We start from the raw sequence: 19,693 nt of genomic DNA on the forward strand, positions 1-19,693 counted from the left end.
GCGATCCATTCTGCGCCGCCCCCGCCGCGGTCGCAGCCGCTCCGCCGATCTCGTTCGATGCACCGGGTGGCGCGACGCGTGGCGTGGGGCACGGCAGGCGCCGCGACGGCCTCAGCGGAGGTCGCTGCGTGACGCGGTGCGGTCGTCGTCGTGGTGGTCGTCGTGCCCGCGGCCGGACGCGGGGTCCGGGCCGGGCGCGTCGTCCGGGTCGGACGTCCGACCCGACGACTCCCGGATGGCGCGGGCGCGGGCGAGGCTCTTCTCCTCCTTCGCCGCCTTCTTCGTGATGGCGGCGTCGTCGCGCAGCGGCAGCCGGATCTCCTTCTCGGCCGGGATGCCCGCCTGGAGCTGACGGCTCCGCTCGAGCTCGGCGTCGACCTCGGCGCCGAAGAGCAGCGCCAGGTTCATGATCCACAGCAGCAGCAGGAAGATGATGACGCCGGCCAGCGCGCCGTACGTGGCCTGGTAGCTCTCGCCACCCCCTGCCCAGGACAGGTAGAGCCCGAAGCCGACCGACGCGAGGATCGCGATGACGATCGCGATGAAGGCACCCACGCTGATCCAGCGGAACTTCGGCTGCCGGACGTTGGGCGTGAAGTGGTACAGCAGCGCGACGATGACGACGAACGCGAGGAGCAGCACGGGCCACTTCGCGATGCTCCACACCGTCAGGGCGGTCGAGCCGAGGCCGACGACCTCGCCGATGCCCTCGGCGACCGGGCCGCTGACGACCAGGAGGAGAGCGACGACGGCGACGAGCACGAGAAGGACCAGGGTCAGCAGGTACATCAGCGGGCGCAGCTTCCAGAACGGCCGGCCCTCCTCCACCCCGTAGATCCGGTTGGTCGCCCGGGAGAAGGCGTTCACGTAGTTCGACGCCGTCCACAGCGCGACGGCGAGACCGAGGACGAGTCCGAGACCGGCGCCCTGGTTCGAGGTGAGGCTCTCCACGAACGGCCGGAGCTGCTCGATGGCGTCCGCCGGGACGAAGGACTCCATGATGCCGAGGAGCCGGTCCGTGGTGGACTCCGCCTGACCGACGAGGCCCAGGATCGACACGAGCGCGATGAGTGCGGGGAAGATCGAGAGCACGGCGTAGTACGTCAGCGCGGCGGCGAGGTCAGGGGACTGGTCCTGGACGAACTCCCGGCCGCTCTTCGTGGCGACGTACGTCCACGACGGTTTCGTGAGGTCGGTGGGGGAGTCCGGCTTGGCGGGATGGTCCTCGTGCGGTCGGCTCGTCTGGTCGCTCGCCATGGGTCTCTCCTCGGTGCCGGGCCGGGCGGGTCGATGATCTGTATCGCCAGGCAAGCGTGTGCCCGGCGCGGGGTTCCGGCAATCGGAGAGGTCGCAGTGGATCCCTGGATCTCGACGCGCCGGGCAGCGCGACGCGTAGCGTGGGGGCATGGCCGAACGTCTCCGCTCCGCCACGTCCCCCTACCTGAGGCAGCACGCCGACAACCCGGTCGACTGGTGGCCGTGGGGCGAGGCCGCCTTCGCCGAGGCCCGCCGTCGTGACGTGCCCGTCCTGCTCTCCGTCGGCTACGCCGCCTGCCACTGGTGCCACGTCATGGCGCACGAGTCGTTCGAGGACGACGAGGTCGCCGCGGTGATCAACGCGGGCTTCGTGCCGATCAAGGTCGACCGCGAGGAGCGCCCCGACGTCGACGCCGTCTACATGGCGGCCACCACCGCCATGACCGGCCAGGGCGGCTGGCCGATGACGGCGTTCCTCACCCCCGACGGCGAGGCGTTCCACTGCGGCACCTACTTCCCGCGCGACCCGTTCCTCGAGGTGCTCGGTGCCGTGCGGGACGCCTGGGCCGACGCCCGCGACGCCGTCGCCGAACGTGCCGGCGCCGTCACCGAGGCCATCGCGCGGACCACGTCGGGGATGCCCGCCGCACCGCTGGACGACGCCGAGCTCGCCGCCGCCGTCGAGACCTTGAGCGCCGAGGCGGACACCGCGCACGGCGGGTTCGGCGGCGCCCCGAAGTTCCCGCCGTCGATGACGCTCGACCACCTGCTGCGCCACCACGCCCGCACCGGGAACCCCGCGGCGCTGGCGATGGTCGAGCGCACGGCCGAGGCGATGGCCCGCGGCGGCGTCTACGACCAGCTCGGCGGCGGGTTCGCCCGCTACGCCGTCGACGCGGCCTGGGTCGTGCCGCACTTCGAGAAGATGCTGGCCGACAACGCCCAGCTCCTCGGCGTGTACGCCCGGTGGTGGCGCGCCACCGGCTCCGAGCTCGCCGAACGGGTCGCCCACGAGACCGCCTCGTTCATCCTGCGGGACCTGTCCACGGCGTCCCGGGGCTTCGCCTCCTCCCTGGACGCCGACACCGTCGTCGACGGGCACGGCGTCGAGGGGCTCACCTACGTCTGGACCCCCGCCCAGCTGCGCGAGGTGCTCGGGGACGACGACGGCGCCCGCGCCGCGCAGGTCCTCGGCGTCACCGAGCACGGGACCTTCGAGCACGGCGCCTCCACGCTGCAGATGCCGGGCGACCCCGACCCCGACTGGTGGGCCGACGTCCGGGCCCGGCTGCGCGTCGCCCGCCTGGAGCGCCCGCAGCCGCACCGGGACGACAAGGTCGTCACCGCCTGGAACGGCATCGCGATCGCCACCCTCGCCGACGCCGGCGCCATGATGGACCAGCCGCTCTGGGTCGCCGCCGCCCGCAAGTGCGCGACGTACCTGCTCAGCGAGCACGTCGTCGAGGGACGGCTCTACCGGGCCTCCCGCGGCGGGGTCGTCGGGGACGCGCTCGCCGTGGCCGCCGACCACGGCGACCTGGTGCGCGGGCTGCTGTGCCTGCACCAGGCCACCGGCGAGGCGCAGTGGCTGGAGTCGGCGGTGCACCTGCTGGACAGCGCGATCGAGCTGTTCGGCGCGGGCGAGGACGGCGGGTTCTACGACGTCGGCTCGGACGCCGAGCGCCTGGTCGTGCGGCCCCGCGACCCCAGCGACGGTGCCGAGCCGTCCGGGCAGTCGGCCATGGCCGAGGCGCTGTGCACCGCTGCCGCGCTGACCGGGTCGACCCGCTACCGCGAGCTCGCCGAGTCCACCGTGCGGGCCTCCGGCACCCTCGCCCGGCGGGCGCCGCGGTTCGCCGGCGGGGTGCTCGCCGCCGCCGAGGCGCTCGCGGACGGGCCGCGGCAGGTCGCCGTCGTCGGGGCGCGGGCCGGCGGGGACGGCGGGGTGCTGCTCGACGCCTCGCGCGTCGGTGTCGGCGCACGTCACGTGGACGACGACGGAGACTCGGGCCGGGCGGCCGGGCTGCTGCACGCAGCACGGCGTGCGCACACCGCGGGTGCCGTCGTCGTCCCCGGGATGCCGGACATGTCCGGGGTGCCGCTGCTGGCGGACCGCCCGCTCGTGGACGGTGGGCCGGCGGCCTACGTGTGCCGCGGGTTCGTCTGCGACCGGCCGGTGACGACCCCGGAGGAGGTCACCGCGCTGCTGCAGCCCGACCGCCCGGCCTGACCCGGACGGCCCCGCCGCCTGATCCCGACGGCCCCACCGCCCCCAGGCCGCGAGGTCGTACCTCCCGTCACGTCGTCGTACCCGGCGGGTACGACCGGGAGACGGGAGGTACGACCTCGCGGGTCACGGCGTCAGTCGAGGGTGAGCGCCCGCAGCTCGGCGAGCGAGCCGTCGAACACGTTCATGTCGATGTGCTCCTCCTCGCCGTCGTACCCGTCCAGGTGGTCCCGGTCGGAGTACTGCCAGAACTCCCAGTCGTGGCGCGGCAGGTCCGGGGTGAGCGCGACCGACCGGATCCACAACGGGTAGCGGTCGTAGTCCTCGCCCAGGTAGGAGCTGCGGATCTCCTGGGTGGTGTAGATGATCGGCGGGGCGCCGTAGTGGGCCTCCAGGTCGGCCAGCAGCGGGTCGAGGATCCCGCGCAGCTCGTCCCCGCTCGGCGGGTCGGCGGCGAAGGCGCCGTAGTACTCGACGTCCACGACGGGCGGCAGGGTGCCCGGCTCGGCCGGCACCTGGGCGACGACGTGCGCCGCCTGGCTCTCGCCCGCGCTCTCGAAGCTCATGAAGTGGTAGGCGCCGACCACCAGGTCCGTGTCGCGGGCGCCGGCCCAGTTGGCGGCGAACCGCTCGTCGACGTGCCGGGAACCCTCCGTCGCCTTCATGAACGCGAAGTCGAGGTCCTGGGCGGCGAGGACCGGCCAGTCGATCTCCCCCTGGTAGGCGGAGACGTCCACCCCGCGGACCTCGTAGTCGCCGACGAGGAACCGGTTCGGCCAGACGATCCCGTTCCAGACCAGCACGGCCAGCACGCCGGCGGCCAGCACCAGGCCGGCGAGGACCCCGGTCGTCCACCGCAGCCATCGCCTGCGTCGCCCCGCACGCGCACCCATGTGCTGATCCTTGCAGGTCCTCCGGTGTGCCCGACGCCACGGAACCGGGCCTGCGGGCGGGGCGTTCTCCCGGCGACCCCACCGCTTCCCGGAAGGACCCCGCATGCCCGCCGACCGCACCACCGCGCAGCCGCTGACCGGCCTCGGCCGCCTCTTCGCCGTCGTCGCCTGGGTCGAGGCGTTCACCTGGGCCGGGCTGCTCGTGGGCATGTACCTCGAGCACGTCGCGGGTGTCACGGACCTCGGCGTCTGGCTGTTCGGCCGCCTGCACGGCGGGGCGTTCGTCGCGTACGGCCTCGTCGCCCTGGTCGTCGCCGTGCGGTACCGGTGGGGCGTCCGGCGCACCCTCGTGGCGCTCGCGGCCGCCGTGCCGCCGCTGGCGACGGTGCTCGCCGAGCGGTGGCTGCGCCGCACCGGGCACCTGCACGCGCCGGCGGCGACCACCAGCTCCGAGCCCGAGCCCGAACCGGTGGCCGGGGACGCGTCGCGCGGCTGACGCCCGTCGATCAGGTGTTTGCCTGATCGTTACTCCCCGGGTGTTCACATGTCGGACTCCGTGGCTAGGGTGACGTCACCCACACCTTCCAGGGAGATCACACCCATGCTCACTGCTCGCAAGCGAGTGGCCGGGTTCGCCGCCTTCGGGTTGGCAGCCACGGGTGTCGCCACCGTCGGCGCACTGCCCGCGCAGGCCGCCGACCCGGTCGACGTCCAGATCCTCGCCACCAACGACTTCCACGGTCGCATCCTTCCGAACTCCTACAGCGGTGACGCCGGGGCGGCCGTGCTGGCCGGCGCGGTCGACCAGCTGCGCACGGAGAACCCGAACACGGTCTTCGCGGCCGCGGGTGACCTCATCGGGGCGTCGACCTTCGAGTCGTTCATCCAGCACGACCGGCCGACCATCCAGGCCATGAACGAGGCCGGCCTCGACGTCTCCGCCGTGGGTAACCACGAGCTGGACGGCGGGTACTCCGACCTGGTCGACCGCGTGATGGCGGACCACGACCCGGTGACGAACCCGTTCGGCGGGGCCGAGTGGGAGTACGTCGCCGCGAACCTCAAGATGCGCGCCACGGGTGACGACGCGGTCCCGGCCTCCTGGCTGACCGAGCGCGGCGGGGTCGAGATCGGCTTCGTCGGCGCCGTCACCGAGGACCTGCCGTTCCTCGTGAGCCCTGCGGGGATCGAGGAGATCGAGGTCACCGACATCGTCGACGCCGCGAACGCCGAGGCGGACGCGCTGCGGGCGGAGGGTGCCGACCTGGTGGTCCTGCTCGTGCACGAGGGGGCGACCTCCACCGACTGCGCGGACATCACCGGCGGTGCCTTCGGCGAGATCGTCACCGGTCTCGACGGCGACACCGACGCGATCGTCTCCGGGCACACCCACCTGGCCTACGACTGCCGCGTCCCGGTCGCCGAGTGGTCCGGCCGTGCCGTCACCGAGCGCCCCGTGGTCTCCGCCGGTCAGTACGGCGTGAACCTCAACCAGCTCGAGTTCTCCGTCGACCCGGACTCCGGCGACGTCACCGGGCTGCAGACCGACGTGCTGCCCCTGTTCGGCAACTACCCGGCCGACCCCGAGGTCCAGGCGATCGTCGACGAGGCCGTCGAGGTCGCCGACGAGCTGGGCGCCGAGCCGCTGGGCGAGGTCGCCGACGTGCTCAACCGCGCCAAGCGCTGGACGGTCGACGCCGACACCGGTGAGGACGTCCTCGTCGAGAACCGTGGTGGCGAGTCCACCCTCGGCAACCTCGTGGCCGAGGTGCAGCGCTGGGCCACCTCCTCGGAGGAGTCCGGCAGCGCCGAGATCGCCTTCATGAACCCGGGCGGCCTGCGGGCCGACCTCACCGGTGACCCGGCCGCGGACTTCCCGCGGACGATCACCTACAAGGAGGCCGCCGTCGTCCAGCCGTTCGCCAACACCCTGGTGAACATGGACCTCACGGGCGAGCAGATCAAGACCGCCCTGGAGCAGCAGTGGCAGCGCGACGACGAGGGCGACGTGCCCTCGCGCCCGTTCCTGCGTCTCGGCGCCTCCGACGGTTTCGAGTACACCTACGACGACTCGCGTCCCGAGGGCGACCGGATCACCGGCATGTGGCTGCACGGCGAGGCGATCGACCCGGCCGCCGCCTACTCGGTGACGGTGAACTCCTTCCTCGCCGCCGGCGGTGACAACTTCCGCGTCTTCGCCGAGGGCGCCGACGCCAGCGACACCGGCAAGATCGACCTGTCGGCGTTCGTCGACTACATGGCCGAGTTCGCCGGGGACACCCCGCTCGAGGCCGACCCGAGCCAGCGGGCCGTGGGCGTGTCGTTCACCGAGAACGCCGACCTCAAGGCCGGCAAGCAGACCGCGTTCGACGTCTCCTCGTGGTCGATGTCCACCGCGGCGGACACCAAGGACGACGAGCTGGTCGTCATGGTGGACGGCGAGAAGGTCGGGTCGTTCCCGGTCGACAACACCGTCACCGACAGCGTCTACGACGTCACCGGCACCGCGTCGGTCAGCCTGAAGCTGCCGAAGAAGACCGAGGGCACCCTCACGCTGGTCGGCATGTCGACCGGCACGGAGGTCGTCGTCGGCGAGGTCACCGCGCCGGGCAAGCCGGCGGGTCTCCCGGGCCCGCCGTCGTGGGTCCCGGCCCCGTTCAACGGCTGAGTCCGGACGGCCTGACCGTCCGACGCACACCTGACGGGCGTGGCCCCCGGTCCGTCCCTCCCCGAGCGGGCGGGACGGACCGGGGGCCGCGCCCGTCGTGCTGCGGTCAGGGGACGGTGAGCTCCTCGCCGACGGCGGGCCGCACGGCGCGGGTGACCCCCTCGCGCTCGAGCGAGGCCAGCACCCGGTCGGCGATCGACAGGCCGGTGTCGTTGAGCAGCCCGTCGTGCACGCCGACCACGGTGCGCGGCGCGACCTGGCGGACGTACCGGACCAGGTCGACGGCGCGCAGCCAGGGGGCGTCGACGGGGGTGACCAGCACCGGCACCTGTCCGTCCCACGGCGTGTGCCGGTCACCGCTGACGAGCACCGTCCCGGCCACCAGGTAGCTGAGGTTCTCGGGGCCGGGCACGTCGGGGTGCATCTCCGCGTGCGGGCCCCCGCCGACGACGACGTCGAGGCCGGCCACGTCGAGCCGGTCACCGGGGGAGAGGGTGCGCCATCCCGGCGCGCCCGGGTCGTCGAGCGCGTCGCCGAGCGTGTCACGGACGGAGGCGGGTCCGTGCACGGGGATGCCCCGGTCCAGGGCGGCGGACAGCACCGCGGCATCGGCGTGGTCGGGGTGCTCGTGGGTGACGAGCACCGCGTCGACACCGTCGAGGCCCGGCGCCGGGCCGAGGCTGCCCGGGTCGACGAGGATCCGGCTGCCGTCGGCGACGAGCTCGACGCAGGCGTGGTGGTGCTTGACGATCCGCAGCGCTCGGTCGGTCATTCCCCGACCCTAGGCGCTCAGGCGGCGTCGAGCATCGCCCGGAGCACCTGGACCACCCCGTGGTCGGCGTTGCTCGGGGCGGTGTGCGCGGCGTGCGCGAGCACCTCGGGATGAGCGCCGGCCATGGCGTAGGACCAGGTGGCGGCACTCATCATCTCGAGGTCGTTGAGGTAGTCCCCGAACACCATCGTCTGCGCCGCGTCGATCCCGAGCGCGGACTGCAGGCGGCGCAGCGCGACGCCCTTGTTCACCCCGTGGTTCATGACGTCGACCCAGTGCGGGCTGGACACCACGACCTGCAGGTCGTCGCGCAGGTGCTCGAGCGCGGGGTAGGGCCCCGTGGCGGAGTCGAGGTGGTCGTACACCGCCACCTTGAGCACCTGGTCGTCGACGGCCAGCAGGTCGTCCACGACGGTGAGGTCGGTGTAGTAGGGCCCGACCCGGTCGAGGAACTCCGCGTCGGAGCGCTCGACGTAGGCGGACCGGAGGCCGGCGACGACGGCACCGCCGTCGCGCGTGGCGCGCAGGCCGCGGACGGCGTGCACGATCGCGGCCACCGACGCCGGTTCGACGGCGTCGGTGGCGACCGTGGTCCCGCCCCGGGTCACGTAGGTGCCGTTCTCGGCGATGACCACGAGGTCCTCGTGCCCGGGGGTGCGGTCGGCCGGGAAGGCGGCGGTGATGGTCGCGTGCTGCCGCCCGGACGCCGGGACGAGGAGGACGCCGGCCTCGTGCAGCCGGGCGAGCAGCGGCCACAGGCCGTCGGGCACGTGACCGTCGGCGTCGAGCAGGGTGCCGTCCATGTCCGTGACGACCAGGCGCACGTCGTCCAGGTGCGGAACCGGGGGGAGGGTCATGGCTCCAGGATCTCCGATCGGCGGGACGGGGGCGGCGGCAGGTCGCCCTGCGAGACGTTACCGACCGCATGGTAGCAATTCGTGCTACGGTCCCGGCAGGACCAGATCGAAGGGATCACCATGGCTGTCGACACCATCGCGACGACACCGCTCGCCGTCGCCGACGTCCCCCGGCTCGTGGCCGAGCTGACGCTCGAGGAGAAGGCCTCCCTGTGCTCCGGGCAGGACTTCTGGAACACCCAGGCCGTCGACCGGCTCGGGATCCCGGCCGTCATGGTCACCGACGGGCCGCACGGGCTGCGCAAGCAGGCCGGCGCCGCCGACCACGTCGGGCTGCACGACTCCGTCCCGGCGACGTGCTTCCCCACCGCCGCCGGGCTCGCCTCCACCTGGGACCGCGACGTGGTCCGCCGGGTGGGCGAGGCGCTCGGTGTCGAGACCCGCGCGCACGACGTCGGCGTGCTGCTCGGCCCGGGCGTCAACATGAAGCGCAGCCCCCTGTGCGGCCGCAACTTCGAGTACTTCAGCGAGGACCCGCACCTCGCCGGCGAGCTCGCCGCCGACCTCGTGGACGGCATCCAGTCCCAGGGCGTGGGCACCTCCCTCAAGCACTTCGCCGCCAACAACCAGGAGACCGACCGCATGCGCGTCAGCGCCGAGGTCGACGAGCGCACCCTGCGCGAGATCTACCTGCCGGCGTTCGAGACGGTCGTCACCCGCGCCCAGCCGTGGACGGTGATGTGCGCCTACAACAAGGTCAACGGCGTGTACGCCTCCCAGGACCCCTGGCTGCTCACCGAGGTGCTGCGGGACGAGTGGGGGTTCGAGGGTCTCGTCGTCTCCGACTGGGGCGCCGTGGACGACCGCGTCGAGGCCGTCGCCGCCGGCCTCGACCTCGAGATGCCGTCCTCCGCCGGGATCAACGACGCCCGCATCGTCGCCGCCGTCCGCGCCGGCGAGCTCGACGAGGCGCTCGTGGACCAGGCCGCCACCCGCGTCCTGACGGTGGTCGCCCGCGCCCTGGAGGCCGCGGCCGACCCGGGCACGTTCGACGCCGCCACCCACCACGCCCTGGCCCACGAGGTCGCCACCCGCACCGCCGTGCTGCTGAAGAACGACGGCGACGTCCTGCCCCTCGACCCGGCGGCCGCCGACGACCTCGTCGTCGTCGGCGAGATGGCCCGCACCCCCCGCTACCAGGGCGCCGGCTCGTCGCAGGTGAACCCCACCCGCCTGGTCAGCGCGCTCGACGCGTTCGCCGAGCGGGGTCTCGACGTGCCGTTCCACCCCGGCTACGTCCTGGCCGAGGCCACCGGGCGGCCGGGCCAGGACCGCGGCGACGCCGAGCTGCGCGCCGAGGCCGTCACCGCCGCTGCCGGACGCACCGCGGTCGTGTTCGCCGGCCTGCCCGCGGTCGACGAGTCCGAGGGGTACGACCGCGAGCACATGGAGCTCCCCGCGAGCCACCTCGCCCTCCTCCGCGAGGTGTCCGCCGTCGCCCGCCGCACCGTCGTCGTGCTCTCCAACGGTTCGGCCGTGACCGTCTCCGGCTGGCAGGACTCCGTCGACGCGATCCTGGAGACGTGGCTCGGCGGCCAGGCCGCCGGCTCCGCCGCCGTCGCGCTGCTGCTCGGCGAGGCCGCGCCCTCCGGCCGTCTCGCCGAGTCGATCCCGGTGGCGCTCGCCGACGTGCCCGCCCAGCTCAACTTCCCCGGCGAGAACGGCAGCGTCCGGTACGGCGAGGGCCTGTTCATCGGCTACCGCGGCCTGGACGCCACCGGGGCCGACGTCTCCTACCCGTTCGGGCACGGCCTGACCTACACCTCGTTCGAGCACACCGACCTGACGGTCGAGTCCGACGACGTCACGGCGGACACGGCGCCGGGCGACGTCGTCGTACGCGTGGGGTTCACCGTGACCAACACGGGGTCCCGCGAGGGGGTCGCGGTGCCGCAGCTCTACGTGGGCCGGCCCGGCTCCGCCGTGACCCGCGCCCCGCGCGAGCTGCGCGGTTTCGAGGCGGTGACGCTGCAGCCCGGCGACTCCCGCCGCGTCGAGCTGACCCTGACCCGGCGGGACCTGTCCCACTGGGACACGGCCACGCACGCCTGGGTCGTCGAGCCGGGTGCCCTCGAGGTCGCCGTCGGCGCCTCCTCCCGGGACCTGCCGCTGACCGCCACGGTCGACGTCGTCGCCCCGGAGCCGGTGGCCCCGCTGCACCGGTACTCCACCATCGACGAGTGGCGCCGCCACCCCGAGGCGTGGGCCGCCCTGGTCGACGCCATGGGTGACGCCGCGCAGATGTTCGACACCGAGGCCGACCCCGCCATGGCGGCCATGCTGTCCGCGATCCCGGGCATCAAGGTCACCACGATGGGCTTCTCCGACGGGCTCACCCCCGAGCGGTTCGAGGAGCTGCTCACCCGGTACGGACAGGCCTGACCGCCGGGGCCGGGCCTTCCCTACACTGAGCCCGTGCCCTCCCCGCAGCAGACGCCGCCCGCCCCGCCCGTCGTCGACCCGGTCGCGCTGACCGACCTCGACCCCGGCGAGGCGGGCGAGCTCGTCGCCGGCGCCGATCTCGAGGGGCGTGAGCACACGGCCGTCGAGGCCGACCGTCTCGAGCTCCGCGGGGCGCAGGTGCACTCCTCGCGGCTGCGCGGGCTGCAGGCCCGCGAGGCCGACCTGCGCAATCTCACCCTCACCGAGGTCGTCATGGAGCAGGTGGACGTCCCCGTCGTGCAGGGCATCCGGGGCCGGTGGCGCGACGTCGAGCTGCGCGACGCCCGGATCGGGTCGGCCGAGCTGTACGAGTCGACGTGGCAGTCCGTCCGCTTCGTCGGCTGCAAGCTCGGGTACGTGAACCTGCGCGGCGCCACCCTGCAGGACGTCGTGTTCACCGACTGCCAGATCGACGAGCTGGACCTCGTCCAGGTCCGCGCCACCCGGGTCGCGTTCGAGGGCACCGCCGTCCGCCGGCTCGACGTGCAGGCCTCGACGCTGCAGCACGTCGACCTGCGGGGGGCGGACCTGAGCGAGCTGGTCGGCACCGACGCGCTGCGCGGCACCACGATCACGAGCGTGCAGCTCGCCCACCTCGCGCCGCTGCTCGCGGCCAACCTCGGCATCACCGTGACCGGCTGACCGGGAGCCGAGGATGCCGAAGATCAGCGAGGCCACCGTCGTCGAGCACCGCGAGGCGCGGCGGGCGGCGCTCCTCGACGCGGCGCGGGGGCTGCTCACGGAGCAGCCCGACCAGGTACCCGGGCTCGGACGGGTCGCCGAGCGCGCGGGGCTGTCCCGGTCGGCGGTCTACCACTACTTCCGGTCGCGCGACGACCTCCTCGACGCGGTGATCGCCGACGCCTTCCCGCGCTGGGAGCAGCGGATCGCCACCGCGATGCACGGGTGCACGGAGCCCCGGGACAAGGTGCTCGCCTTCGTCGCGGTCAACCTCGGGCTGGTCGCCGACGGGGAGCACGCCCTGGCCCAGACCCTTGCCGCTGCGGTGCCGACCGAGGAGATGGCGCGCCGGGCGCGCGCGTTCCACGACAGCCTGCTGCGTCCGGTGAGGGAAGCGCTCGACGAGCTGGGTGTGGACGACGCCGACGCCGTGGTCGACCTGGTCAACGCCGTCGTGCTCGCCGCCGCCCGCCGCCTGGAGTCCTCCGGCGACCTGGAGGAGGCCCGGCGGACCGTCGTCGGCCTGCTCGACCCCTACCTGCGCGAGCAGCGTCCGGCCCAGGGCTGAACCGCTCCGCGGTGTGCGCCATGTCACCGTCCTGGGCCTGGCCGTCGGCAATGTTGTCGACGTAGTGTCGACAACATGTCGACGGCACGTCGACATCATAGCCCTCCGTCGAAGGACCCCGGATGTTCCTCGCTCTCCGCGCCCTGGGCCACCAGCGCGGCCGGTTCCTCCTCATGGGAACTGTCATCGGCCTGCTCGCCCTGCTGACCGTCATGCTGTCCGGGCTGTCGACCGGACTCGTCAACGACGGCGTCTCCGGCCTGCAGAACCTGCCCGCCTCCGCCGTCGCCTTCGACGAGGGCACCAAGGAGGACAACGGGTTCTCCCGCTCCGTCGTCGACCCCGCGCAGCGGGACGCCTGGGCCGAGCAGGACGGCGTCGCCGACGCCGAGCTCTTCGGCGTCTCCCTCGCCAACGGCACCACCGCCGACGGCGAGCAGGTCGACCTCACGCTGTTCGGCGTCGAGCCGTCGTCGTTCCTCGCCCCGGAGCCGGCCGGGGGTGACGGTCTGGGGGCTCCCGGTGGCATCGTCGTCTCAGACACCGCCCGGGACGAGGGCCTCGAGCTGGGCGACACCGTCGAGCTCGACCGCGTCGGGACCGAGCTGACCGTGGTCGGCTTCACCGGTCGCCAGGACACCTTCGGTCACGTCGACGTGGCCTACCTCCCCCTCGCCACCTGGCAGTACCTCGCCACGGGGCGGTCCCAGGAGGGGGCGCCGACGGCCGACCTGGTCGCCGCCGACCATGTCGACACGGCCAGCGTCGTGGCGCTGCGCACGGACGGCGGCGCAGACCTGGCGGCCGTGGTCGACGTCGTCACCGGGGACGCGGCGGCCGGGACCACCACGCGCTCGATGGACGAGGCGTACCACGCGTCGCCCGGCTTCACCGCCGAGACCATGACGATCGAGATGATCCAGGTCTTCCTCTACGCGATCGCCGCGCTGATCGTCGGCGCGTTCTTCTCGGTGTGGACGGTCCAGCGGCAGCACGAGCTCGCCGTGCTGCGGGCCGTCGGCGCCCCCACCGGATTCCTGCTCCGCGACGGGGTCACCCAGGCCGCCGCGATCCTCGCCGTCTTCACCGCCGTCGGCGTCGGCGTCGGCGTGGGACTCGGCGCCCTCATGCCGGCCGGGATGCCGTTCGCCCTTGAGGCCGGCCCGCTCGTCGTCGCGACGGCGCTCATGGTGGGCCTCGGCCTGCTCGGCGCTGCGCTCGCCGTGCTCCGCATCGTCCGCATCGACCCGCTCACCGCTCTCGGAGGCCAGCGATGAACACCACGACCACCACCACGTCCCGTCCCGCCCCGAGCGCGACCGCCGCCGGGAACGCCGTCGGCCTGCGGCTCGAGGACGTCACGCTCGACCTCGGCGACGGCGACCGCACCGTGCACGCTCTCGACCACGTCGACCTCGCCGTCGACGGCGGGGAGTTCGTGGCCGTCGTCGGCCCGTCCGGTGCGGGCAAGTCGAGCCTGCTGGCCGTCGCGGGTGCGCTGACGGACGCCACGTCGGGCACCGTGCGCGTGCACGGCACCGACCTCGCGACCCTCGGGCGCCGCCGCCGGACGCGGTTCCGGCTCACCGAGATCGGCTTCGTGTTCCAGAGCGGCAACCTCGTGCCGGCCCTGACGGTCGCGGACCAGCTGCGCCTGGCGCACCGCCTGGCCGCCCGCGGCGCCTTCGACCCGACGCCGCTGCTCGACGCCGTCGGGATGGCGCACAAGGCCGACCGGCGGCCCGCGGAGCTCTCGGGCGGCGAGCGGCAGCGGGTGGGCATCGCGCGCGCCCTGGTCAACGACCCGTCCGTGCTGCTCGTCGACGAGCCGACGTCGGCGCTGGACCGGCAGCGCAGCCAGGACGTCGTGGGGCTGCTCGCCGAGCGGACGCACTCCTTCGGCGTGGCGACGGTGATGGTCACGCACGACCATGATGTTCTCGGGCACGCCGACCGGGTGGTCGAGATGGCCGACGGCCGGCTCCAGGACCTGTGACCCGGACCGTGGCGCCGACCGTGGGACAGGAGCGAGGGGACAGATGACCGACGAGACGGGGCGGGCCGGCGGGCTGACCTGGGTGGTGCGCGCGGTCGCGGCGGCGGGGATCGCCGTCGTCGCCTGGGTCCTGCTGACCGCCTGGGGAGCTGTGGTGCACGGGCACCCCGCCTACGCCGTGCTGCTCGGGCCGACCGTGGTGGGCGGCGCGCTGGTCCTGTGGGCGTCCACGCGCCGTCGGCGGGCGCACTCCGGCCGGCGGCGCGTCCTCGACGTCGTGCTGGTGGTCCTCGCCGTCGGCTGGGTCGCGCTGATCGCCTGGCTGCGCCCGTTCGTCGCCGTCGAGCCGGCCCTGGACGCGATGGAGTCCGACGACGTCGTCACGGTGACGCAGACCCCGACCCGGATCGAGCTCGCGCCGACCGGCGAGCCCAGCGGCACCGCCGTGTTCTTCCAGCCGGGCGCCAAGGTCGAGGCCCGTGCCTACGCCGCCGTGCTGCGCCCCCTGGCCGAGGCCGGGCACACCGTCGTGATCGCCCAGCAGCCGCTGGGGATCGGGTTCCTCGCCACCGGGGCCTTCGACGACGCCCGGGACGCGCACCCCGAGGCCGAGCGGTGGGTGCTCGGCGGGCACTCCCTGGGCGGTGTCGTCGCCTCCACGCAGGCCGACGCCGCCGACGAGGACGAGGTCGCGCCCGCCGCGGGGCTGCTGCTGTACGCCTCCTACCCGGCCGGCGACGTGAGCACGTCGCTGACCGCGGCGGTCGAGTCCGTCTCCGGCTCGCGGGACGGGCTGTCCACCCCGGAGGCGATCGAGGCGTCGCGCGCGGACCTCCCGCCCGGCGCCGGGTTCACCGTCGTCGACGGCGCCGTGCACGCGTTCTTCGGCGACTACGGTGTCCAGCCCGGCGACGGGACGCCGACGATCAGCCACGACGACGCCCGGGAGCAGATCGCCGCGGCCTCCGTGGCGTTCGTCGACCGCGTGGGCTGACCAGCGACGTCACCCGCTGACGCGCTGGCGGCGTCGGCCCACGCTCGGCTACGGTCAGGTCCGTGCAGCTGCTGGTGGTGGAGGACAACGAGCACGTCGCCGGAGCGCTGGTCTCCGTCCTCGGCAAGCACGGGTACGAGGTGATCCGCGCCGCCGACGGCGCGACGGCGCTCGCCGAGCTGAACCCGCGTACCGACCTGGTGCTCCTCGACCTCGCCCTGCCGGACATGGACGGCTTCGAGGTCTGCCGCCGCATCCGCAAGGTGGCGGACACGCCGATCATCATGGTCACCGCCCGGACGCAGCTCGACGCCCGGGTCCGCGGTCTCGAGCTGGGCGCCGACGACTACGTCACCAAGCCGTACGACGTCCGCGAGGTGCTGGCGCGCATCGACGCGGTGCTCCGCCGGGGTCGCGCCCGCGAGTGGGACGGCCGGCAGGAGGCCGCGCGGGTCGCCGTCGCCGGGATGCAGATCGACCTCGCCGCCCGGGAGGTACGCCGCACCGACGACTCGCTGGTCTCGCTGACCCGCAAGGAGTACGACCTGCTGGCCCTGCTCGTCCGGCACCGGGGCACGGCCCTGGCCCGCGAGCGCATCCTGCGCGAGGTCTGGGGGTCGAGCTGGAAGGGGCTGGGTCGCACCCTGGAGGTGCACGTCGCCTCGCTGCGCCGCAAGCTCGGGGCCCCCGCCGTCGTGGAGACGGTGCGCGGGGTCGGCTACCGCGTCGCCGGACCGGCGTGAGGGCGCGGCTGACGGCGCTGGTCTACGTGCCGATCGCCCTGGTGCTGCTCCTGGTCGGCCTGCTGTACGCCGCGAGCGTCACCCGCGCGCAGCAGCAGGACATCTTCCTCGACCGGCTGCGGGACGCCTCCTACCTCTCCCTCACCGCCCGGCAGGCGATCCTGGCCGACGACCCGGCCATCGTCGCCGTCGACCTGGAGCGGTACCGCGAGGTGTACGGCGTGCGGTCCGCCGTCGTCGACCAGGCCGGGGTGACGCTCGCCTCCGCCGGGCTCGACGTCGAGGACTACCCGGAGCGGCACACGGCCGTGGCCGGGCGGCGGTCGGAGATGGCGGCGAGCTTCTGGCCGTGGGACGTGGACGAGATCGTCGTCGCCGAACCCGTCTTCGACGGCGAGGACGTCGTCGGGGCGCTGGTGTCGGTGTCGGACACGCGCGCGCTGGAGCGCAGCATCTGGCTGAGCTGGGGCCTGCTCACCGCGGGCGGCGTCGCCGTGGCGCTGCTGGCCGTGCTCGTCGCCGACCGCACCGCCGGCTGGGTGCTGCGGCCCGTGCGGGTCGTGGACGCCGCCATGGAACGCATGGGGTCGGGGCGGCTCGACGAACGCATCCCGCCGTCGACGGGTCCGCCCGAGCTGCGTGAGGTCGTCACGCGGTTCAACGAGATGGCCGAACGGGTCGAGCACCTCATGCGGCGTCAGCAGGAGTTCGTGGCCAACGCGTCCCACGAGCTGCGCAACCCGCTCAACGCGCTGATGCTGCGCATCGAGGGGCTCGCGCTGACCGTGCCGTCCGAGCAGGTCGAGGACGTCGAGCACGTGCGTGCCGAGGCGGTGCGGATGGCCCGGATCCTCGACGCCCTGCTGCTGCTCGCCGAGGACGGGAGCAGCGGGACGGCCCAGCCCGTGGACCTGGTCGAGCTCGCGACCCGACGGATCGAGGGGTGGCGGCTGCTCGAGGACGGCCGGGAGGTCCGGCTGGCCACGCCGGACCGTCCGGTGTGGGCCGCCATCGACCCGACGGCCCTGGGCACCGCGCTCGACACCATCGTGGACAACGCGCTGAAGTTCTCCCCGGCCTCCGAACCGCTCGAGATCACGGTCGCGGACGTCGAGGGCCGGTGCGAGATCGTCGTCCGCGACCACGGTCCCGGCGTCGCCCCCGACCAGCTCGAACGGCTGACCGAGCGGTTCTGGCGCAGCCCCGGCCACAGCAACGTCCGGGGCTCCGGGCTCGGGCTGGCGATCGCCTCCGAGCTGCTGGCCTCGGCCGGCGGGGGGCTCCGTCTCGAGCTCCCGGACGACGGCGGGCTGCGGGCCCACCTGCAGGTCCGCCCCTGGGACGAGGAGCAGCCGTGACCCGACGGGTGGGGAGGTCGCTGACGGCCGCGGTGCTGGTCCTCGTGGTCCTGGCCGGGTGCTTCGCCACGGAGGACACCCCCGGGCAGGGCCGCCTGCCGGACCGCATCATCATCGCCACGGGCGGCACGACGGGCATCTACCACGGGTACGGCCGCGCGCTGGCCGAGGTGCTGGAGGACCGGCACGGCGTCGAGACCGAGGTGCTGACCACCGGCGGCTCGGTGGAGAACCTGGAGCTGCTCGCCGCCGGCGAGGCGCAGGTGGCGTTCAGCGCGGCCGACGCCGTCGCCGACGCCGTGCACGGGACGGGGGCGTTCGACGAACCCGTCGACCTGCGGGCCCTGGGCCGGGTCTACGACGACTTCGCGCACCTCGTCGTCCCGGCGGACTCGCCGGTGCGCGAGCTGTCCGACCTGCGCGGCCTGCGGGTCTCCGTCGGGGCTCCCCGGTCGGGGACGTCGCTCATCGCCCGGCGGGTGCTGGCCGCCGGGGAGCTCCCGGAGTCCGCCCTGCGCGTCCTCGAGCTGGGGATCACCGAGTCGTTGGACGCGCTGGGCACCGGGCGGATCGACGCCTTCTTCTGGTCCGGCGGGTTGCGCACGCCCGGTCTGGTCGAGCTCGCCGAGGAGACGCCCGTCCGTCTGGTCCCCCTGGACGGCGTCGTGGACGAGCTGCGCGAGCAGTTCGGTCAGGGCTACCGCCACGGCACGGTGCCGGAGGGCATCTACGGCCTGGATGCCGACGTCGAGACGCTGGCGGTGCCCAACGTCCTGGTGGTCCCGGCGTCGCTGCCCGAGGAGGCCGCCTACGCGCTGGTCGCGACGCTGTTCGCGGCCCGCTCGGAGCTGGCCGAGCAGGTCGCCTCCGCGGCGATGCTGGACCGGACCCGGGTCATCTACACCGAGCCGGCCGCCCTGCACGCCGGGGCGTTGCGGTACTACCGCGACGTCAAGGACTGACCGACCCCGACGGCCGCCCCACCGCCGGGGCCCCGGCGTCCGGCAGCGGGGGGACGGTCCGCAGCCGGTGCCCCACCCCGCCCCGCCAGGGGGTCTCCGGCGTCACGGTGGGCGGGTAGCCGTCCGGGTTCGCGAGCTGCCAGCGCCAGTGGTCGCCGCAGATCTCCTCCAGACCGCGCCGGGCGTGCCAGCCCAGGGCGTGCGCGGCGCGCCGGGCGTCGGCCACGAGGCGGGCCGCCGTCGAGGGGGCCGCCCGGACGACCCGGTGCGGCACCGCGCGCCCGGTGACCCGCTCGAACGTCCGGATCACCTCCAGCACGCTGGTGGCGCGGCCGGAACCGAGGTTCCAGGTCGTGAACCCTCCGGGCGCGGCTTCCAGCGCCTCCAGCGCGGCGACGTGGCCCGCCGCGGCGTCGACCACGTGCACGACGTCGCGCACGGGCGTGCCGTCCGCGGTGGCGTGGTCGCCGCCGAGCACCTCGACGACGGGCCGCCGCCCGGCCGCGACCTGACCGATGCGGGTCAGCAGGCCGGGCGCCGCGTGCGCGGTGTGCTCCCCGAGACGGCCCGAGGGGTGGGCTCCGGCGGTGGTGAAGCAGCGCACCACGGCGACCCGCAGGGTGGGGTCCTGGCCGACGAGGTCCCGCAGCAGGTGCTCGTTCGTGGCGAGGCTGCGGCCCAGGGGGGAGACCGGCGCGAGCGGCGACTCCTCGTCCAGCGCGCCGCCGTCGTCGGACGGGCCGTAGACGGCGGCCGAGGACGACAGCACGAGGCGGTGCACCTCGTACCAGGTCATGCAGCGCAGCAGGGTGAACAGGCTCGACAGGTTGGTCTCGTAGGTGTCCAGCACGCGGCGGTCGCCGAGCCGGCCGGACCGCTGCCCGGCGAGGTGCACGACGGCGTCGAAGCGCGCCGTCGCGAAGATCCGCTCCATCGCGTCGATGTCGGCCACGTCGGCGGCGTGCGTCGTGACCTGCCGGCCGGCGACGCCCTCGGCGCGGGCCAGCGCGGCCGGGCTGCCGCCGACGAAGCTCTCCACGACGTCCACGTCGTGGCCCGCCTCGAGCAGCGACAGCACGACGTGGGACCCCAGGTAGCCGGCCCCACCGGTGACCAGGACCCGCATCTGACGTGACCCCCGAACCTCTCGACGTGGTGCACATGCTGGCGGTCGGCCACCGCCCCGGCCCAGGGGGGTTGAGGGAATCCTGAGCA

At 74.1% G+C, this 19,693-nt stretch carries 17 protein-coding genes; 12 read left to right on the forward strand and 5 right to left on the reverse strand.

Annotated elements, in window-relative coordinates:
* Positions 1-111: 111 nt before the first annotated feature.
* Complete coding sequence (locus Q6347_RS02110; protein WP_304606545.1) at positions 112-1,257, reverse strand: YihY/virulence factor BrkB family protein; 1,146 nt, start codon at positions 1,255-1,257, stop codon at positions 112-114.
* 148 nt (positions 1,258-1,405) lie between these two features.
* On the opposite strand from Q6347_RS02110, the gene Q6347_RS02115 reads away from it, so the two are divergent.
* A complete protein-coding gene (locus tag Q6347_RS02115; RefSeq protein WP_304606546.1) occupies positions 1,406-3,487 on the forward strand; it encodes a thioredoxin domain-containing protein in 2,082 nt (693 codons plus the stop codon).
* A gap of 131 nt (positions 3,488-3,618) precedes the next feature.
* On the opposite strand, the gene Q6347_RS02120 is transcribed toward Q6347_RS02115, so the two are convergent.
* Positions 3,619-4,377, reverse strand: coding sequence for a GH25 family lysozyme (locus Q6347_RS02120; RefSeq protein ID WP_304606547.1), 759 nt, complete (start codon positions 4,375-4,377; stop codon positions 3,619-3,621).
* A 103-nt stretch (positions 4,378-4,480) separates the two neighbouring features.
* Here Q6347_RS02120 and Q6347_RS02125 point away from each other — a divergent pair, with 103 nt between their 5' ends.
* The gene (locus Q6347_RS02125) at positions 4,481-4,873 is read left to right on the forward strand and encodes a DUF3817 domain-containing protein (RefSeq protein ID WP_304606548.1); all 393 of its coding nucleotides are present in this window, start codon (positions 4,481-4,483) and stop codon (positions 4,871-4,873) included.
* Positions 4,874-4,978: 105 nt separating this feature from the next.
* The gene (locus tag Q6347_RS02130; RefSeq protein ID WP_304606549.1) at positions 4,979-7,045 is read left to right on the forward strand and encodes a bifunctional UDP-sugar hydrolase/5'-nucleotidase; all 2,067 of its coding nucleotides are present in this window, start codon (positions 4,979-4,981) and stop codon (positions 7,043-7,045) included.
* 106 nt (positions 7,046-7,151) lie between these two features.
* Here the strand turns inward: Q6347_RS02130 and Q6347_RS02135 are convergent, their stop codons facing one another.
* Positions 7,152-7,817, reverse strand: a complete 666-nt coding sequence (locus Q6347_RS02135; RefSeq protein ID WP_304606550.1) for an MBL fold metallo-hydrolase — start codon at positions 7,815-7,817, stop codon at positions 7,152-7,154.
* Positions 7,818-7,834: 17 nt separating this feature from the next.
* A complete protein-coding gene (locus Q6347_RS02140; protein ID WP_304606551.1) occupies positions 7,835-8,674 on the reverse strand; it encodes an HAD family hydrolase in 840 nt (279 codons plus the stop codon).
* 120 nt (positions 8,675-8,794) lie between these two features.
* On the opposite strand from Q6347_RS02140, the gene Q6347_RS02145 reads away from it, so the two are divergent.
* From Q6347_RS02145 to Q6347_RS02185, 9 genes are all read left to right on the forward strand, one after another.
* Positions 8,795-11,116, forward strand: coding sequence for a glycoside hydrolase family 3 N-terminal domain-containing protein (locus Q6347_RS02145; RefSeq protein WP_304606552.1), 2,322 nt, complete (start codon positions 8,795-8,797; stop codon positions 11,114-11,116).
* Between the two features lie 33 nt (positions 11,117-11,149).
* The gene (locus tag Q6347_RS02150; RefSeq protein WP_304606553.1) at positions 11,150-11,818 is read left to right on the forward strand and encodes a pentapeptide repeat-containing protein; all 669 of its coding nucleotides are present in this window, start codon (positions 11,150-11,152) and stop codon (positions 11,816-11,818) included.
* A gap of 13 nt (positions 11,819-11,831) precedes the next feature.
* Entirely contained in the window at positions 11,832-12,425 is a 594-nt protein-coding gene (locus Q6347_RS02155; RefSeq protein WP_304606554.1) for a TetR/AcrR family transcriptional regulator, read from the forward strand.
* A 122-nt stretch (positions 12,426-12,547) separates the two neighbouring features.
* Positions 12,548-13,702: an ABC transporter permease gene (locus tag Q6347_RS02160; RefSeq protein ID WP_304606555.1), complete on the forward strand. Its 1,155-nt coding sequence runs from the start codon at positions 12,548-12,550 to the stop codon at positions 13,700-13,702.
* Positions 13,699-14,421: an ABC transporter ATP-binding protein gene (locus Q6347_RS02165; protein WP_304606556.1), complete on the forward strand. Its 723-nt coding sequence runs from the start codon at positions 13,699-13,701 to the stop codon at positions 14,419-14,421. Before Q6347_RS02160 ends, Q6347_RS02165 begins: the two co-directional genes overlap by 4 nt.
* Before the next feature lie 43 nt (positions 14,422-14,464).
* The gene (locus tag Q6347_RS02170) at positions 14,465-15,415 is read left to right on the forward strand and encodes an alpha/beta hydrolase (RefSeq protein WP_304606557.1); all 951 of its coding nucleotides are present in this window, start codon (positions 14,465-14,467) and stop codon (positions 15,413-15,415) included.
* Between the two features lie 62 nt (positions 15,416-15,477).
* Positions 15,478-16,158, forward strand: coding sequence for a response regulator transcription factor (locus tag Q6347_RS02175; protein WP_171246123.1), 681 nt, complete (start codon positions 15,478-15,480; stop codon positions 16,156-16,158).
* Positions 16,155-17,516, forward strand: coding sequence for a HAMP domain-containing sensor histidine kinase (locus Q6347_RS02180; RefSeq protein ID WP_304606558.1), 1,362 nt, complete (start codon positions 16,155-16,157; stop codon positions 17,514-17,516). The genes Q6347_RS02175 and Q6347_RS02180 overlap by 4 nt, the downstream gene beginning before the upstream one ends.
* Positions 17,513-18,478, forward strand: a complete 966-nt coding sequence (locus tag Q6347_RS02185; RefSeq protein ID WP_304606559.1) for a TAXI family TRAP transporter solute-binding subunit — start codon at positions 17,513-17,515, stop codon at positions 18,476-18,478. Before Q6347_RS02180 ends, Q6347_RS02185 begins: the two co-directional genes overlap by 4 nt.
* On the opposite strand, the gene galE is transcribed toward Q6347_RS02185, so the two are convergent.
* Positions 18,468-19,604, reverse strand: coding sequence for a UDP-glucose 4-epimerase GalE (galE, locus tag Q6347_RS02190; RefSeq protein WP_304602852.1), 1,137 nt, complete (start codon positions 19,602-19,604; stop codon positions 18,468-18,470). The genes Q6347_RS02185 and galE overlap by 11 nt on opposite strands.
* Positions 19,605-19,693 lie beyond the last annotated feature (89 nt).

The organism is Isoptericola sp. b408 (assembly GCF_030588085.1).
Classification (GTDB): Bacteria; Actinomycetota; Actinomycetes; order Actinomycetales; family Cellulomonadaceae; genus Isoptericola; species Isoptericola sediminis.

Bases quoted from the DNA above. Each gene is read 5' to 3' on its own strand.
- Q6347_RS02110 (WP_304606545.1), bottom strand. From the start codon at position 1,257: ATGGCGAGCGACCAGACGAGCCGACCGCACGAGGACCATCCCGCCAAG.
- Q6347_RS02115 (WP_304606546.1), top strand. From the start codon at position 1,406: ATGGCCGAACGTCTCCGCTCCGCCACGTCCCCCTACCTGAGGCAGCAC.
- Q6347_RS02120 (WP_304606547.1), bottom strand. From the start codon at position 4,377: ATGGGTGCGCGTGCGGGGCGACGCAGGCGATGGCTGCGGTGGACGACC.
- Q6347_RS02125 (WP_304606548.1), top strand. From the start codon at position 4,481: ATGCCCGCCGACCGCACCACCGCGCAGCCGCTGACCGGCCTCGGCCGC.
- Q6347_RS02130 (WP_304606549.1), top strand. From the start codon at position 4,979: ATGCTCACTGCTCGCAAGCGAGTGGCCGGGTTCGCCGCCTTCGGGTTG.
- Q6347_RS02135 (WP_304606550.1), bottom strand. From the start codon at position 7,817: ATGACCGACCGAGCGCTGCGGATCGTCAAGCACCACCACGCCTGCGTC.
- Q6347_RS02140 (WP_304606551.1), bottom strand. From the start codon at position 8,674: ATGACCCTCCCCCCGGTTCCGCACCTGGACGACGTGCGCCTGGTCGTC.
- Q6347_RS02145 (WP_304606552.1), top strand. From the start codon at position 8,795: ATGGCTGTCGACACCATCGCGACGACACCGCTCGCCGTCGCCGACGTC.
- Q6347_RS02155 (WP_304606554.1), top strand. From the start codon at position 11,832: ATGCCGAAGATCAGCGAGGCCACCGTCGTCGAGCACCGCGAGGCGCGG.
- Q6347_RS02160 (WP_304606555.1), top strand. From the start codon at position 12,548: ATGTTCCTCGCTCTCCGCGCCCTGGGCCACCAGCGCGGCCGGTTCCTC.
- Q6347_RS02165 (WP_304606556.1), top strand. From the start codon at position 13,699: ATGAACACCACGACCACCACCACGTCCCGTCCCGCCCCGAGCGCGACC.
- Q6347_RS02170 (WP_304606557.1), top strand. From the start codon at position 14,465: ATGACCGACGAGACGGGGCGGGCCGGCGGGCTGACCTGGGTGGTGCGC.
- galE (WP_304602852.1), bottom strand. From the start codon at position 19,604: ATGCGGGTCCTGGTCACCGGTGGGGCCGGCTACCTGGGGTCCCACGTC.